The 17,293-nt window shown below is 41.2% G+C and carries 14 protein-coding genes; 13 read left to right on the forward strand and 1 reads right to left on the reverse strand.

Annotation, left to right across the window (positions count from 1 at the left end; all coding sequences use genetic code 11):
• Positions 1 to 14: 14 nt before the first annotated feature.
• Positions 15 to 1,727, reverse strand: a complete 1,713-nt coding sequence (locus tag BN2425_RS05985) for an Rqc2 family fibronectin-binding protein (protein WP_042456236.1) — start codon at positions 1,725 to 1,727, stop codon at positions 15 to 17.
• A gap of 181 nt (positions 1,728 to 1,908) precedes the next feature.
• On the opposite strand from BN2425_RS05985, the gene BN2425_RS05990 reads away from it, so the two are divergent.
• The 13 genes from BN2425_RS05990 (at position 1,909) to pknB (ending at position 17,263) form a co-directional block, all read left to right on the forward strand.
• Positions 1,909 to 4,587: a calcium-translocating P-type ATPase, SERCA-type gene (locus BN2425_RS05990; RefSeq protein ID WP_042456239.1), complete on the forward strand. Its 2,679-nt coding sequence runs from the start codon at positions 1,909 to 1,911 to the stop codon at positions 4,585 to 4,587.
• 98 nt (positions 4,588 to 4,685) lie between these two features.
• On the forward strand, positions 4,686 to 5,561 hold the full coding sequence (locus tag BN2425_RS05995; protein ID WP_042456241.1) for a YicC/YloC family endoribonuclease: 876 nt from the start codon (positions 4,686 to 4,688) through the stop codon (positions 5,559 to 5,561).
• Between the two features lie 61 nt (positions 5,562 to 5,622).
• On the forward strand, positions 5,623 to 5,886 hold the full coding sequence (gene remA / locus BN2425_RS06000; RefSeq protein WP_042456244.1) for an extracellular matrix/biofilm regulator RemA: 264 nt from the start codon (positions 5,623 to 5,625) through the stop codon (positions 5,884 to 5,886).
• 12 nt (positions 5,887 to 5,898) lie between these two features.
• Positions 5,899 to 6,513: a guanylate kinase gene (gene gmk, locus BN2425_RS06005; protein ID WP_042456245.1), complete on the forward strand. Its 615-nt coding sequence runs from the start codon at positions 5,899 to 5,901 to the stop codon at positions 6,511 to 6,513.
• A 1-nt stretch (position 6,514) separates the two neighbouring features.
• Positions 6,515 to 6,739 carry a DNA-directed RNA polymerase subunit omega gene (gene rpoZ / locus BN2425_RS06010; RefSeq protein WP_042456246.1) on the forward strand — a complete coding sequence of 75 codons (225 nt, stop codon included), beginning with the start codon at positions 6,515 to 6,517 and terminating at the stop codon, positions 6,737 to 6,739.
• 194 nt (positions 6,740 to 6,933) lie between these two features.
• Positions 6,934 to 8,157, forward strand: a complete 1,224-nt coding sequence (gene coaBC, locus BN2425_RS06015) for a bifunctional phosphopantothenoylcysteine decarboxylase/phosphopantothenate--cysteine ligase CoaBC (protein WP_042456247.1) — start codon at positions 6,934 to 6,936, stop codon at positions 8,155 to 8,157.
• A complete protein-coding gene (gene priA / locus BN2425_RS06020) occupies positions 8,144 to 10,555 on the forward strand; it encodes a primosomal protein N' (RefSeq protein WP_042456248.1) in 2,412 nt (803 codons plus the stop codon). The genes coaBC and priA overlap by 14 nt, the downstream gene beginning before the upstream one ends.
• Positions 10,556 to 10,654: 99 nt before the next feature.
• The gene (gene def, locus BN2425_RS06025; RefSeq protein ID WP_042456249.1) at positions 10,655 to 11,140 is read left to right on the forward strand and encodes a peptide deformylase; all 486 of its coding nucleotides are present in this window, start codon (positions 10,655 to 10,657) and stop codon (positions 11,138 to 11,140) included.
• Positions 11,137 to 12,081 (forward strand): methionyl-tRNA formyltransferase, encoded by a 945-nt coding sequence (gene fmt, locus BN2425_RS06030; protein WP_042456252.1) that lies wholly within the window; start codon positions 11,137 to 11,139, stop codon positions 12,079 to 12,081. Before def ends, fmt begins: the two co-directional genes overlap by 4 nt.
• A gap of 1 nt (position 12,082) precedes the next feature.
• Positions 12,083 to 13,435, forward strand: coding sequence for a 16S rRNA (cytosine(967)-C(5))-methyltransferase RsmB (rsmB, locus tag BN2425_RS06035; RefSeq protein ID WP_042456253.1), 1,353 nt, complete (start codon positions 12,083 to 12,085; stop codon positions 13,433 to 13,435).
• Between the two features lie 3 nt (positions 13,436 to 13,438).
• Positions 13,439 to 14,527, forward strand: coding sequence for a 23S rRNA (adenine(2503)-C(2))-methyltransferase RlmN (gene rlmN / locus BN2425_RS06040; protein ID WP_042456257.1), 1,089 nt, complete (start codon positions 13,439 to 13,441; stop codon positions 14,525 to 14,527).
• A gap of 3 nt (positions 14,528 to 14,530) precedes the next feature.
• A complete protein-coding gene (locus BN2425_RS06045; RefSeq protein WP_042456259.1) occupies positions 14,531 to 15,283 on the forward strand; it encodes a Stp1/IreP family PP2C-type Ser/Thr phosphatase in 753 nt (250 codons plus the stop codon).
• A complete protein-coding gene (gene pknB, locus BN2425_RS06050) occupies positions 15,284 to 17,263 on the forward strand; it encodes a Stk1 family PASTA domain-containing Ser/Thr kinase (RefSeq protein ID WP_042456262.1) in 1,980 nt (659 codons plus the stop codon).
• The last annotated feature ends 30 nt before the right edge of the window (positions 17,264 to 17,293 follow it).

Below are 17,293 nucleotides of genomic sequence, written 5' to 3' on the forward strand. Positions count from 1 at the left end.
CTACTTTCATGGAGCTAATTGTTTTTAAGACAAAGTACCAATTCTTCATCCGGCGTAACATAAATGGTCTGCTGGTTTTCATAAATAACAAACCCAGGCTTGGCACCACTTGGTTTCTTTACGAAACGTACCTTTGTATAATCAACAGGAACAGAGCTGGAATTCCTTGCTTTGCTAAAATATGCGGCAAGCATTGCCGCTTCTTTAAGCGTACCCTCGCTAGGCTCTTTACTGCGAATCACTACGTGTGAACCTGGAATATCTTTGGTGTGCAGCCAAATTTCATCACGTGCTGCCAGCTTATTCGTTAAATAATCATTTTGTTTATTGTTTTTACCAACAATGATTTCTGTACCATCGGATGCTTGAAAATAATCTAGCACAGGCTTTGCATTATGGGCCTTTTTAACCTGCTTTTTCTGGCGTTCCCGTATATAACCACCTTCGACCAATTCTTCACGAATTTCTTGAATGTCTTTGGGGGAAGCTGTTTGAACTTGTTGGTACAGGTTCTCGAAGTAGGCGGCCTCTTCCTGTGCCTTTTCGATTTGATCCATCACAACGGAGACTGCATTTTTTGCTTTTTGGTATTTTGAGAAGTACTTTTGGGCATTTTCCGATGGTGTCCTACGCGGGTCGAGTGGAATCGTGACGGTTCCACCTGCCTCATCGTAGTAATTTAATACTTCAATTTCCTTCATCCCTTTTTTGGCCGCATAAAGATTGGCGGTTAACAGTTCACCGTACCGCTGATACTCATCTGCCTGCTCCGCTTGCTTTAACGTGGCTTCTAACTTGACAATTTTTTTCTCGTTTTTTTCTTTCTCATTCAGGATAAACCGTTCAATATCATGTGCCTGCTGTTTTACTCTGTCCCGTTCCGCCTTGCCAAAATAATATCGGTCCAGCATTTCGCTTAAGGAAGAATACTGGCTGACCTCCCCTTTTAAATGCTCTAGCGGGAAAAGATAGAAGTTTTCTTTTCCCTCAGCCAGCATAATAGAGGGGGATAGGCTGCCAGTTGCAATTTGGTTCATTAACCGGACAAACGTTTCTGGGACTGTGGAGCGATTAGCCAATCCGCTTTGGAAAATGACTTCCTTGGCAAACAGTGGGGAAATGCCCGCAAATTGGTCAACCAGCTGGCGGTCCAGTTTGCCCTGATTAAAATCCAAAAGACGTAAAACGTCTTCCGTACTAGATTGAAAAGGGTTTAATTTGTGCTGCTCCGGAGGGGAAACATACGATTGTCCGGGTAAAATAGCTCTATGGCTATTAACAGCAAATGATATGTGTTTAATTGAATCAAGGATGAGATTGCGCTCTTTATCCACTAAAATGATATTGCTGTGTCGGCCCATAATTTCAACAATTAACTGCTTATAGCTAATATCGCCAATTTCGTTGCGCCCTTTAATCTCGAATATAAGAATCCGGTCATTCTCTATCTGATAAATATCTTCGACAATATGTCCTTCAATATGTTTGCGCAACAGCATACAGAACATAGGCGGTTCGCTTGGATTATCGTATCCCTCCCGTGTAAGCTGGACTCTAGCGTAACTAGGGTGGGCTGACAATAACAGCTTATGATTTACTCCATTCGCCCGGATCGTCAAAATAACCTCATTTTTATAGGGCTGGTGAACTTTATTAATACGGCCACCTGTAAGTGAATGCGATAATTCATTGCACATTGCTTTTGTAAATAAACCATCAAATGACATGGAAAACATCCTTTGCTTGGAACTATTGATTTTATAAGTATATCCTAGACATGAACTTGTTGTCCTATTTTTAATTTTGCCCGAGAGATTCTACCTGTCTCTATAATCATAGCATTTTTTTGGACGACCCTGAATAAGCTTTCTTTAGATTAGCATTATAAGGGGGATGTGAGATGGTCGGATGAAGTTCCATGAGATGGAGTTAAATCAGGTAGAAAAGGCTTTAGAAACCGACTTTACTTCTGGGTTATCACAAGAAGAATCAGCAAAAAGGATCAAGCGTTACGGCTATAACGAACTGGAGGAAGGCGAGAAGCAATCAGCACTGCTGCTATTTTTCAGTCAATTTAAAGATTTTATGGTGCTGGTATTACTTGCTGCGACCCTAATTTCCGGATTGCTTGGTGAATATATTGATGCAATTGCGATTATTGCCATTGTGATTATAAACGGTTTTTTGGGATTTTTCCAAGAGCGGCGGGCAGAAAAGTCGTTACAGGCATTAAAGGAGCTCTCTGCTCCCCAGGTTTCCGTATTAAGAGATGGCTCATGGCAAAAGCTCCCTTCAAAGGAAATTGTTTTGGGAGATGTAATTAAATTCTCCAGTGGTGACCGTATTGGTGCAGATATACGAATCATTCAATCAAATAGTCTAGAAATTGAAGAATCAGCGCTTACTGGTGAATCAGTGCCAGTATCGAAGTATATAGAACCGTTAAACAATCCCAATCCAGGGATAGGTGATATGGAAAACACAGGCTTTATGGGCACCATGATTACGAGGGGAAGCGGGGTAGGTGTTGTTATAGCTACGGGAATGGATACAGCAATGGGGCAAATCGCTGGTTTGCTTCAAAGTGCCGAATCCCAAGAAACTCCATTGCAACGCCGTCTCGAACAGTTAGGCAAAATCCTCATTACGGTGGCATTGCTGTTAACCGTGTTAGTAGTAGTGGTCGGAGTTATTCAAGGGCATGAGTTGTATACGATGTTTTTAGCCGGAGTATCCCTTGCAGTTGCGGCTATTCCTGAAGGGCTGCCAGCCATCGTGACCGTAGCATTATCCCTTGGTGTTCAAAAAATGATTAAGCAAAATGCAATTGTCCGAAAACTTCCTGCAGTCGAAACGTTAGGTTGTGCATCGGTGATTTGTTCTGATAAAACGGGAACCATGACACAGAATAAGATGACCGTCACCCATTTGTGGAGCGGGGGAAATACCTGGACAGTTGATGGTGTGGGCTATCAGCCACAAGGGAATTTTTATCGTGGAGAACAGCAAGTTTCTCCAAGTGAGGAAAAAGCCCTTCAGCAAATGCTGATTTTTGGTATGCTGTGCAATCAAGCTGATATTATTCAAAACGACGATGATTATGTTCTAGATGGCGACCCAACAGAAGGAGCATTGCTTGTCAGCGCCATGAAAGCAGGGTTTAGCAGGACAAAGCTTCTCGAGGAATTTTCTATTATCAAAGAATTTCCTTTTGATTCATCAAGAAAAATGATGAGCGTCCAAGTAAAGGACAAACAAGGCCGTCATTTTATTGTAACCAAAGGAGCACCTGATGTTGTATTAGGTGTTTGTGAATCAATTCTTTGGGACGGAAGAACACAATACCTAAATAAAAGTAGTCAAGAAACAGTGCAGGGGGCTATCTCCGATTTAGCGTCAAATGCGCTGAGGACAATTGCGATTGCCTATAAACCTGTTTCTGCTAGTACAGTGCTGTTAAGTGAGCAAGAAGCGGAGAAAAAGTTAACCTTTATTGGCATTCAAGGGATGATTGATCCGCCTCGACCTGAAGTGAAGGAGGCTGTAAAGGAGTGTAAAGAGGCAGGAATCAAGACGGTGATGATTACGGGTGACCATGTGATTACGGCTAAGGCAATTGCCAAAGAACTGGGGATTTTAACAAATAAAAGCAAGGTATTGGATGGAAACGCACTTGCTGCGATGTCAGTTGAAGAACTGGAAGCTATTGTAGATGATGTTTCAGTCTTTGCTCGGGTTTCACCGGAACATAAACTGAAAATTGTTAATGCGCTTCAAAATCGTGGTCATATTGTCGCCATGACCGGTGACGGAGTAAACGATGCGCCGGCCATCAAAGCGGCAGATATTGGAGTCGCGATGGGAATTACCGGAACGGATGTTGCAAAAGAAGCTTCAGCATTGGTGTTATTGGATGATAATTTTGCAACCATCAAGGCAGCAATCAAAGAGGGAAGGAATATTTACGAAAATATTCGAAAGTTCGTTCGTTATTTGCTGGCCTCCAATGTGGGAGAAATTTTAGTGATGTTGTTTGCCATGATCTTAGCTTTGCCGCTGCCGCTCGTTCCGATACAAATCTTATGGGTAAACCTTGTAACCGATGGACTGCCGGCAATGGCCCTTGGTCTGGATCGACCAGAAGAAAATGTAATGAAACGTGGTCCTAGAAGTCCAAATGAAGGCGTCTTTTCCCGCGGTTTAGGATGGAAGGTTGTGTCACGCGGATTTTTAATTGGGCTAGTCACACTATTAGCTTTTATAATAGTGTATCATAATGACCCAAACAGGTTAGCTTATGCCCAGACAGTTGCCTTTGCCACGCTGGTAATGGCTCAGCTTATCCATGTATTTGATTGCCGCAGTGAAAAGTCAGTTTTGACACGAAACCCGTTTGGAAATCAATATTTAGTCTGGGCTGTTGTATCATCCCTATTGTTGGTCTTAGTTGTTATTTATTACCCGCCGCTGCAGCCTATTTTCCATACACTTCCAATTGCAGCAAAGGACTGGTTGCTAATTCTAGGTTTATCGGCGATACCAACTTTTTTACTAGCCGGAACATTTTTATTAAGAAAAACGAAATAAAGTATGTTATAATCCAAAAGGTAATAGAATCGGTTCTATTGCCTTTTGGTTTTTTCGTAGTAAACCCGATCATTTTTCAAGGATTGGATGTGCGCAAGATGGTTATGAGTATGACAGGCTTTGGAAGAGGAAGGGCAGAATCTGAACTATTTATTGTGAATGTAGAAGTAAAAACAGTAAATCACCGGTTCTGCGAAATGAATATCCGGATGCCAAGGCAGCTTTTACAAATAGAAGATAAAATTAAAAAAACATTAAACCAATATATTCGTCGTGGAAGAGTGGAAGTTTATGTGAGTTTAGAGGGGGAGGGCGCCGTCACCCGAAAACTGCATGTTGATTGGAGTTTGGTCGAGCAATACTACCAATTTATGAACCAGGCCCGCGAGAAATACCGGATCGAAGAGCCAGTATCGCTCAGGGATTTATTAAGCTATTCTGAACTTATACATATTGAAGAAAGTGAAGTTGGGAATGAAGAATTGAATCAATTGGTGCTTGATGCAACCATACAGGCAGCTATTTTGTTGAAACGAATGAGGCAAGCCGAAGGGGAAGAAATAAAAAAGGACTTGCTTGTGATTATCAGCCAAATAGAACTTAACCTTACGGAACTTGAGTCGCAGGCACCGCAAGTAGTTGATATATTCAAAGAGCGCTTAATGAAAAGAATGCTCGAATTTACGAATGGACAACTTGATGAAACCCGTCTATTAACGGAGGCAGCTGTCTTCTCTGAAAAAGCGGATATTAATGAAGAAGTGACCAGATTAAAAAGTCATATTGGGCAATTTATCCAAACACTAGCATCCGAGGAACCAATTGGAAGAAAGCTGGATTTTCTTGTTCAAGAAATGAACCGTGAAGCGAATACAATCGGCTCAAAAGCAAATGACTCAACCATCGCCAAAAAAGTAGTCGATATAAAAAGTTTACTTGAGAAGCTGAAGGAACAGGTTCAAAATATTGAGTAAATAGGGTTTAGAAATGTTTGGACACGGCCAAAATATATTATTGATGATTGGATGAAAAGCAATGTCGATTAAGTTAATTAATATTGGATTTGGAAATATTGTTTCGGCAAACAGAATCATTTCCATTGTCAGCCCGGAATCGGCTCCAATAAAGAGAATCATTCAAGATGCCAGAGACAGGGGTTCATTAATTGATGCTACGTACGGAAGAAGAACTCGTGCTGTGATTGTGATGGATAGCGATCATGTCATCCTGTCAGCTGTCCAGCCGGAGACAGTTGCCCACCGCTTGACGGACCGTGATGATACTATTGAGGAAGGGTAGGAATTTTTAAAAATGCAAGAGAAAGGTTTGCTGATTGTACTATCTGGACCATCTGGTGTAGGTAAAGGAACGGTTCGAAAAGAAATTTTTTCCCATCCTGACACTGCATTCGAATATTCTATCTCCGTTACTACCCGCAAACCCCGTGAGGGAGAAGTAGACGGGGTCGATTATTTTTTTAGAACAAGAGAGGAATTTGAAGATTTAATTGAGCAAGGCAAGTTACTGGAGTATGCTCAATTTGTAGGGAATTATTATGGTACACCAGTTGATTATGTAAGGCAGACCCTGGATGAGGGAAAAGATGTCTTTTTAGAGATTGAAGTCAAGGGCGCCCGCCAGGTCAGGGAGAAATTCCCTGAAGGATTATTTATCTTTCTGATGCCCCCTAGCCTAGGCGAGTTAAAGAACAGGATTGTAACTCGGGGAACTGAGACCGAAGACATTATTTCGGACCGGATGCTAACAGCACGTGAAGAAATTGAAATGATGGAATTATATGATTATGTTGTAGAAAATGACCAAGTTCAGCTCGCCTGTGAGCGGATTAAGGCGATTGTGACTGCCGAGCATTGCCGCAGGGAAAGAGTGGAACACCGTTACAAAAAGTTACTGGAGGCTGAATAATATGTTGTATCCTTCTATAGATTCTTTGCTTGAAAAAATAGACTCAAAATATTCACTGGTTTCAGTGGCAGCAAAACGTGCCCGATTAATGTCGCAAGCAAAAGATGAGCGGCTTCCAAAGTATGTTTCCCACAAGTATGTTGGTAAAGCTCTTGAGGAAATCTATAAGGGCGAATTAACCTATCGAATTGCCAAAAAAGCAGAAACTCCTGTTGAAACTGTTTAATAAAGCTTTCGAATTTTAATTATTACTAGAAGGGCCTGACGTTTAGGAAATTTCCTTACATGTCAGCCTTTTTTATTTGGTTTGGCACGGAGCAAGATATTTGTCGGCTTTGAGTAGAAATTGATGAAAAAATAGCGTCATTACAGCATAATAAAGAAAAGATATAATGTTGGCAAAAAAGCGGGGGATATAAAATGCTTAAGGAAAAAAAGATCCTTTTATGTGTAACAGGAGGAATTGCTGTCTACAAGGCGGCTGCCCTAACAAGTAAGCTTGTTCAAACCGGGGCACAAGTAAAAGTGATTTTGAGTGACTCGGCAGCGAAATTTGTTACTCCATTAACCTTTCAGGCGCTATCAAGAAATGCCGTCTATTCAGATACATTTGATGAGAAAAATCCACAAGTCATTGCCCATATCGACTTGGCGGATTGGGCAGATTTGATCATGGTGGCCCCTGCAACAGCTAATACTATTGCTAAACTCGCTCATGGAATCGCAGATAATATGATTACTACCACCCTTTTAGCTACTACTGCTCCTGTTTGGATTGCGCCGGCTATGAATGTCCATATGTATGAACATCCAGCTGTGAAACAGAACATAGCCCGTTTAGCAGAATATGGATACCGTTTTATCGAGCCTGGAGAAGGGTATCTTGCTTGTGGGTATGTCGGCAAGGGGCGTTTAGAAGAGCCTGAAAAGATTGTGAAACTTGTTCAAGAATATTTTGCAGCAGGTGCCAATACACCACTTAAGGGTAAAACCTTTTTAATTACTGCTGGACCTACAAGGGAAAGAATTGACCCGGTCCGGTTTATTTCGAACCATTCTACCGGCAAAATGGGTTACGCATTAGCAGAAGAGGCCGTAAAACGAGGAGCAAGAGTTCAATTGGTCTCCGGACCCGTCCAAATTTCTACACCGACGGGTGTTGAGCACATCAAGGTTGAGAATGCAGAGCAAATGTACAATGCTGTTTTGGAACGATTTGAACAAGCCGATGTCATGATTGGAACTGCAGCTGTTGCTGATTATCGTCCTAAAGTATCTTTTGACCATAAAGTGAAAAAACAGTCCGGCGATACTGTAATGGAGTTAGAACGGACAAAAGATATCTTATTTGAAATGGGTCAAAGGAAATCTCATCAATTGTTGGTTGGATTTGCTGCTGAGACCAATAATCTCGAGGAATACGCTCAAAAGAAGCTTTTTACTAAAAATGCTGATATGATTGTGGCCAACAATGTCAAACAACAAGGAGCAGGTTTTGGAACAGATACAAACATCGTCACTTTGTTTAAACAAGATGGTACGAAAAGAGAACTGCCACTTATGGCGAAAACAGCTGTTGCAGGAGAAATAATGGAGGAAATTGCAGCCCTCCTTAAGGATATGGATAAACATGAAAATTGCTAGCGTGATCGTGGATGTCCCAACGAAGCAAACAGATAAAACGTTCGATTATTTGATTCCGGAACAATGGAACCATCTAGTCGTCCCTGGAATGCGGGTCATAGTTCCGTTTGGGCCTCGCAATATCCAAGGTTTTGTTACTGAAATAAAATCCCATTCGGAATTTAATAGCTTGAGGGAAATTATCGAACCAATGGATCTCGAGCCAGTACTAAGTAAAGAATTACTCGAACTTGGTAACTGGCTGACAGATACTACCCTTTGTTTTAGAATTTTTGCCTATCAGGTGATGCTGCCGGCCGCGTTAAAGGCAAAATACGAAAAAAAGGTGAAATTGGCTGCAGGGGTAAAGGCTTCCGACCTGCCATCCCCACTTTCTCACCTTCTTGATGGGGGTGCGATGCTTGACTGGGAGGAGGCTTTAAAGCAAGGACTGGTTGGAGTTTTGCACCGAGAAGCCATTAAGGGGAATATTGAAGTAATCTACCTGGTAAAAGAACGGGTAAAGAAAAAGCACATAAAGGTAATTCGTCCTGCCGTAGCTGCTGTCCAATTAAAAGAGGAGTTGAAACAACTTCCTGCCAATGCCGAAAAACAAAAACAGGTGCTGCTGTATTTTATAGACCAATATCAGGAAACGGAATATAAGAAGCTAACGTCACAATATCAATTATCTCCTTCTGCCATAAAGGCACTAGAATCAAAAGGCCTGTTGGATGGGATGGAGATGGAGGTGTACCGTGACCCATTTGACCATCGGGTTTTTCAAAAAACGGAGCCGCTGCCATTAACAGAAAACCAAGAAAAGGTGATAACACCGATTAGAAATGCTGTAGAAACTGGCAAGCATGAAGTATTTTTACTGTACGGAGTAACAGGCAGCGGAAAAACGGAGATTTACTTGCAATCAATACAAAAGGTGATTGAGAAGGGTCAAGAAGCGATTGTGCTTGTTCCGGAAATTTCTCTTACCCCACAAATGGTCCATCGTTTTAAAAGTAGATTCGGCGATTTGGTAGCTGTCATGCACAGCGGATTATCAGCCGGTGAGAAATATGATGAATGGCGGAAAGTTCAGCGGAAAGAAGTAAAGGTAGTTGTTGGGGCTAGATCGGCCATCTTTGCTCCATTTGAGAATATTGGCATTATTATTATTGATGAAGAACATGAAACGAGCTATAAGCAGGAAGATATGCCGCGCTATCATGCAAGAGACGTAGCTATCAGAAGGGCACAGACCTACAATTGCCCAGTAGTTTTGGGCAGTGCCACACCTTCTTTAGAATCTTTTGCACGAGCACAGAAAAATGTGTATCAGTTATTAACACTTCCATCTAGAATGAATAATCAGGCGCTTCCATCAGTGGAAATCATTGATATGCGGGAAGAACTACGCTCTGGTAATCGATCCATGTTTTCTCGAAAGTTATTAGAATTGCTAAAGGACCGTTTGGAGAAACAACAGCAATCGGTTTTATTTTTGAATAAACGCGGTCATTCCTCCTTTGTTATGTGCCGGGATTGCGGTTATGTTGTTAATTGTCCAAATTGTGATATTTCGCTCACTTACCATCGGGCTGGGGTTCGGATGAAATGTCATTATTGCGGCTACGAAGCTCCTGTTCCAAGTGTGTGCCCGGAATGTTCAAGCGAATATATTCGTTACTTTGGAACGGGAACACAAAAGGTAGAGGATGAACTTGGGAAAATTCTCCCTGAGGCAAGGGTAATTCGTATGGATGTTGATACAACTGGAAGAAAGGGAGCACATGAAAAATTATTAACGGAATTTAAAGAGGGAAAAGCAGATATTCTTTTAGGTACGCAAATGATTGCTAAGGGACTTGATTTCCCTAACATTACTCTAGTGGGAGTTTTGTCAGCCGATACAATGCTGCATTTGCCCGACTTTCGGTCTTCGGAAAAAACGTTTCAATTGCTGACACAGGTTAGTGGTCGTGCTGGACGCCACAAGCTTCCAGGAGAAGTCATTATCCAAACCTATACGCCTGAGCATTACAGCATCGAACTGGCAGGTACACAGGATTATAATTTGTTTTACCAACGGGAAATGATGGTGCGTAAAATGCGCCATTATCCGCCTTTCTATTACTTGGCAATGATAACAGTAAGTCATGAACAACTCTTGACCGTTGTTTCTGAAACAGAGAAAATTGTACAGTTTATTTCCTCACAAGTTTCAAACAAGACGGTTGTACTAGGTCCTACCGTCTCACCAATCGCTAGGATAAATAATAGATATCGTTATCAATGTCTGATAAAATACAAGCGGGAACCGAACCTGTATAAAACCTTGAAAAAAATCCTTGACCAATATCAAACAACTGCTAAAAATGGACCCCTGGTATCAATTGACGTCAATCCGTTTATCATGATGTAAACTAGGCGAAAATGAATAGAAAAGCGGAAGTGTCCTAGATTTGGAAAATTTTCAAAGTACTTTGGCAATTAATACTAGACCCATAATGGAGGAACCAAATTGGCTATACGTAAAATAGTAATGTATCCAGATGAAATTCTTGAGAAGGAATGCCAAGAAGTGAAAAAGTTCGATAAAAAACTAGCGAAACTTCTCGATGATATGTACGATACGATGATCGAATATGATGGTGTTGGACTTGCCGCACCCCAGATTGGAATAGATGCCCGGATAGCTGTAGTCGATATTGATGATGAAGCGGGCAAAATTGAAATGGTTAACCCACGCATTCTCGCGGCCTCTGGAGAACAAACAGGACCAGAAGGCTGCCTAAGCTTTCCAGGATTGTTTGGGGAAGTCATGCGCCCTTACTATGTAAAAATAGAGGCGTTTAACAGAAAAGGAAGAAAGTATACGCTTGAAGCAGAAGACTTTCTTGCCAGAGCAATTCAGCATGAAATGGATCATCTTGATGGAGTCCTGTTTACCACCAAAGTATTAAGATATCTAACAGATGATGAGTTAAAAGGGGTAGAAGTGGAATGACCAAAATTGTATTCATGGGGACTCCGGACTTTTCGGTACCCGTTCTGCGGCGATTGGTTGAAGAAGGGTACGAGGTAATTGCTGCAGTCACTCAGCCCGATCGGCCGGTAGGAAGAAAAAAAGCCCTCACACCTCCTCCTGTAAAGGTGGAAGCTTTAAAACTAGGAATACCTGTATATCAGCCTGAAAAAATAAGGCAGCCAGAAGAACTTAATAAAATCCTATCTCTAAAACCGGATTTAATTGTTACGGCTGCCTTTGGACAAATATTACCAAAAGAATTGCTAGAGGCTCCGAAACATGGCTGCATCAATGTTCATGCCTCACTACTTCCTGAATTACGCGGAGGGGCTCCCATTCATTATGCCATTCTCCAGGGAAAAAATAAAACCGGGATTACGATTATGTATATGGTTGAAAAACTGGATGCTGGGGATATTTTGACAACTGTTGAAGTCCCGATTACGGATGAGGATAATGTGGGAACACTACATGACAAGCTGAGTGCAGCCGGTGCCGATCTATTGGCGGAAACACTGCCATTATTACTCAACAATAAGCTAACATCAATCCCACAAGATGATGCCTTAGCAACCTATGCTCCCAATATTAAACGGGAACAAGAAAAAATTATTTGGGAAAAAACCGGACTGGCAATTTATAACCAAATCCGTGGGCTAAATCCATGGCCAGTTGCGTTTACTACTCTTGATAACCAAGTTTTAAAAATTTGGCGTGCGGAAAAGAGATCTGGGGTAACTGGTCCCTTACCTGGAACAGTGGTTGGAATTGAACAGGATGGTTTTATTGTGAGTACCGGTGATGACACAGCGATAAAAATTATAGAACTACAGCCTTCGGGAAAAACAAGAATGACCAGCGAACAATATTTACGGGGAGCGGGAGCAAAAATTTCAATAGGCAATAAACTGGGAGAATGATATGACAACAAAAACCACAAAAAATGTACGCGAAACGGCTATGGATCTCCTTATTGCAATAGAAAAAAATCAGTCCTATAGTAATTTATTGCTCAATCAGACCATAAAAAATCATCAAATCCCGCAAAAGGATGTAGGTTTATTAACCGAGTTAACCTATGGTACCCTGCAAAGAAGATCCTTGTTGGATTTTTATTTAAAGCCTTTTATTAAGAATACCAAGAAATTAGAGGGCTGGGTTTTGCAACTGTTACGCCTGACCGTTTATCAGATGGTCTATTTGGATAAAATTCCAGATCGTGCGGCCATCCATGAGGCAGTTGAAATTGCTAAAAAACGGGGACATAAGGGTATCTCTGGTTTGGTCAATGGAGTCTTACGTTCAATCCAACGTGAAGGACTGCCTTCCCTTGACAAAGTGGCAGATCGGCAAGAGCGATTAGCAATTGAAACCAGTCATCCTATTTGGCTGGTAAAACGCTGGGTTGATCAATTTGGCTTTGACAAAACAAAAGCTATGTGCGAAATCAACCTCACTGCGCCGCTGCAAACAGCACGGGTCAACCTTTCGAAAATTTCAAGGGATGAATGTGTGAACCTTCTAGAAGAGGAAGGCTATCAAATTGAGAAGAGCCCAATCGTTCCTGAAGCCATCCGTTGCCTAAAAGGCAATATCGCTGCTTCCCAGCCTTATCACAATGGTTTACTCACCATTCAAGACGAAAGCTCCATGCTTGTTGCTTATGCTCTAGGGATTAACGGGAATGAAACAATTTTGGATGCATGTGCTGCTCCTGGAGGGAAAAGTACCCACATAGCCGAAAAATTAAATGCAGGCGGACAGGTTGTATCGCTTGATCTTCATGAACATAAAGTAAAATTAATTAGGGATAATGCAAATCGATTAGGGTTAGATAATATTGAAACAATGGCCTTGGACTCAAGAAAGGTAAGTGACCAATTTGATCCAGAGTCCTTTGACAAAATTCTCCTGGATGCACCTTGCTCTGGACTCGGAGTGATGAGACGCAAGCCAGATATGAAATATACAAAAACCGAACAAGATATCACACAATTAAGTCATATTCAACAGGAATTATTAGAGTCCATTGCTTCTCTTGTTAAACCCGGAGGGACACTTGTTTATAGCACTTGTACAGTCGATAAACAGGAAAATGAACATACAATCGCTGCTTTTTTAAACAGTCATTCCGAGTTTGAGGGAGATCCACATTTCAAAACTAGAATGCCTGCAGCCATTCAACCACTTATTGCTGGTTACGATCTCCAGATATTTCCGCAAGACTTTGGCTCTGACGGATTCTATATTGCAGTTTTAAGAAAGAAGGTGTAACGGTTGGAACAAATTACAACAACTAAGACAAAACCAACTTTAAACGTAAAAAAATCAATCTATTCTCTGCAGCTGCAGGAACTAAAGGATTGGCTTTCCGAAAATGGTGAAAAAGCCTTCCGTGCCGAGCAAATTTATGATTGGCTGTATAAAAAGCGAGTAACCTCTTTTGAGGATATGAGCAACTTGTCAAAAACTCTAAGAGAAAAATTGACAGAAGAATATCAAATTACAACATTGAATACTGTCATTCAGCAAACTTCCTCTGACGGAACCATCAAATTTCTTTTTGAACTGCATGATGGATTTTCCATTGAAACGGTACTGATGCGGCATGATTATGGAAACTCTGTTTGTGTAACCACCCAGGTCGGTTGTAGAATCGGCTGTACGTTTTGTGCCTCCACACTTGGTGGGTTAAAGAGGCACTTGGAAGCAGGAGAAATTGTGGCACAGGTCGTTAAGGTCCAAAAAGCTCTTGATGAATTTGGCGAACGAGTGGATTCTGTTGTAATTATGGGTATTGGAGAACCTTTTGATAACTACAATAATATGCTCGCCTTTTTAAAAATCATCAATCATGATAAAGGGCTAAATATTGGTGCGCGGCATATTACAGTTTCCACCAGCGGAATTATTCCAAAAATTTATCAATTTGCTGATGAAAACATGCAAATAAATTTTGCTATTTCCCTTCATGCCCCTAACACAGAGCTTAGAACAAGACTTATGCCAATAAATAAAGCTTTTAAACTTGATGACTTAATGAAAGCAGTGCGTTATTATATCGATAAGACAGGTAGGCGTATAAGCTTTGAGTATGGGTTATTCGGCGGAGTAAATGACTCGACAGAGCACGCCGAGGAGCTTGCCGATCTGATCAAAGGGATTAAGTGCCATGTCAATCTAATCCCGGTCAATTATGTACCGGAACGTGATTATGTCCGAACCCCTAGAGATAAAATCTTTGCTTTTGAACGGACTTTAAAAAATCGCGGAATTAATGTAACAATTCGCAGAGAGCACGGTCATGATATAGATGCAGCATGTGGACAACTTCGTGCAAAGGAGCGGAAAGAGGAGACGAGGTAAGGTATGAAAGCAGTATTCTTGACAGACCGAGGAAAAGTACGTCTTCACAATGAGGATGCCGGTGGTGTTTTTTTAAACCCTGACGGCATCCGTCTTGCCATTGTTGCAGATGGGATGGGCGGTCACCGTGCGGGTGATGTAGCAAGTGATATGACATTAACGCAACTCAAAAGCGAGTGGGAAAAAGCGACTGGAATTGAAACAGCCGATCATGCAGAGAAATGGTTAAAGGAATATATTACAAAAGTAAATGGATTGCTTTTAGACCATGCCACTAATAACAGTGAATGTGATGGCATGGGAACCACCATTGTAGCCGCTATTATTACGGATGGATTTGCTACGGTTGCCCATATTGGTGACAGCCGTGGTTATCTATTAAATGAGACCGGCTTCAAACAAATAACGGAAGATCATTCTCTTGTCAATGAACTGGTCAAAACTGGACAAATTTCTAAAGAAGATGCGGAACACCATCCACGAAAAAATGTATTAACTAGGGCATTGGGCACTGAAAAAGTAGTGGATATGGATATTTCCACTATCATGTTTGAAGAAGGGGATGTTCTCCTTTTATGCTCTGATGGGCTTTCCAATAAAGTCAGTGAAAAGGAAATGGAAGAACTTCTCAAAAAGGACGAAGAACTGAAACAAAAAGCAACTACATTAATTTCACTTGCAAATCAATATGGCGGCGAGGATAACATTACTTTGGTAATTGTTGAGTTTTCTGAGAGCATTGAGGGTGATGTTTAGATGTTAATCGGTAAACGATTAAGCGGCCGCTATAAAATATTGGACATGATTGGCGGAGGGGGCATGGCAAATGTCTACTTGGCCCATGATATGATCCTTGACCGAGATGTAGCCGTAAAGATGCTCCGGCTTGATTTTGCTAATGATGAAGAGTTTATCCGCCGGTTCCATAGAGAAGCACAGTCAGCTACCAGTTTAGCACATCCTAATATTGTCAATATATATGATGTTGGGGAAGAAAACGAACTTTATTATATTGTGATGGAATTCGTCGATGGTCAAACATTGAAACAATACATACAGCAGAACTCTCCTATAAGAGTCGAGGAGACCATAGAAATTATGCGGCAACTGACTTCTGCCATTTCCCACGCTCATCATAATCACATCATTCATCGGGACATTAAACCGCATAATATTTTAATAGACCATGACGGCAATGTGAAAGTTACAGACTTTGGGATTGCTATGGCCCTTAGCGCAACGGCCATTACGCAAACTAATTCTGTTTTAGGATCAGTCCATTATTTGTCACCGGAACAAGCACGCGGTGGGATGGCAAATCGTAAATCAGATATTTATTCATTGGGAATTGTTATGTTCGAATTATTGACTGGCAGGCTGCCATTTTCCGGTGAATCTGCTGTGTCTATAGCCCTAAAGCATCTTAATTCAGAAACACCATCTGTAAGAAGGTGGAATCCTGATATTCCACAAAGCGTAGAAAACATCGTGTTAAAAGCAACGGCTAAAGACCCATTTCATCGATACAACACTGTAGATGAGATGGAGGAGGATTTGCGCACTGCTCTGAATCCAGAACGTATGGACGAACCAAAGTTTACAATTCCAATAGATGATGAGGCAACAAAAGCCATCCCTATCATTACCAATGATAAACCATTAAAAAACTTAGATGAGACTTTGGTGCACGGTAATAAAAAGCACATAAACCCTGTAATGAATCAAGATAATCCAGAGAATAAAAAGAAAAAGAAGAAAAAATGGCCCATTGTTCTTATCTCCACCTTTGTTGTTCTAGCCATCATTGGTATTTTATCCTTTTTATTTTTGCCAGACATGTTGACAGCTAAAGAGATCAAGGTTCCAGATGTTAGCGGAATGAATGTGGATGACGCTGTTTCAAAGCTGAAGCTTGAGGGCCTCAGTGTTAGTGAAAAAATTGAAATAAACGACGAGGAATTTAAAAAGGGCCAGGTCATCAAAACGGATCCAAAAGCAGGAACTTCATTAAAGGAAAATTCCAAGGTTGCCTTATATATTAGTCTTGGTAAGGAAAAATATGAATTGTCTGATTACACAGGACGATTATATGATGATGTCGTAAGCCTATTAGATGATTTAAACTTTAAAGATATCAAGAAAACAGAAGTTTTTGACGAGCGGGATCCTGGCACCATTATCAGCCAGATGCCAGAAAACGGCAAAAAGGTAATCCCAGAGGACACTGTATTAGAATTTGAGGTTAGTAAAGGACCTGAAAAGATTGTTTTATGGGATCTTAAAGAATACACTTTAAAAAGTGCTCAGGAATACGCCTCACAAGTTGGTTTGACACTTGATGCCACTGAAGAACAATATAGTGAGACAGTACCAAAGGGATTGGTTATTTCTCAGGACCCTGCACCCAATACCGAATTGAAAAAAGGTGATAAGGTAAAGGTGATTATATCAAAGGGGAAAGAAGAAAAACCGCCAAGGATCGAGAATGTAGAAATCAATATCCCATATGATCCGACGGTACCTGGACCGCCAGGGCAAAAACAAACGGTTATCATCTATATAGATGATATGCATCATAACATTACGGAACCTGCACAAACACTGGAAATAACCGAACCTAAAGTTGTTCAGATACAATTAGAAATTCCTTACAACGGGGTGGCGAGTTACCAGGTAATTAGTGGAGATAAAGTGATTGAAAAAGGAAAAGTCAACTATGCGGAAGTCGAAGAATAGACCTATGTGGATAAAAATGAAAAGAAAAGG

Origin of the sequence: Neobacillus dielmonensis (assembly GCF_000612665.1) — a bacterium.
GTDB classification, from domain to species: Bacteria; Bacillota; Bacilli; order Bacillales; family Cytobacillaceae; genus Neobacillus; species Neobacillus dielmonensis.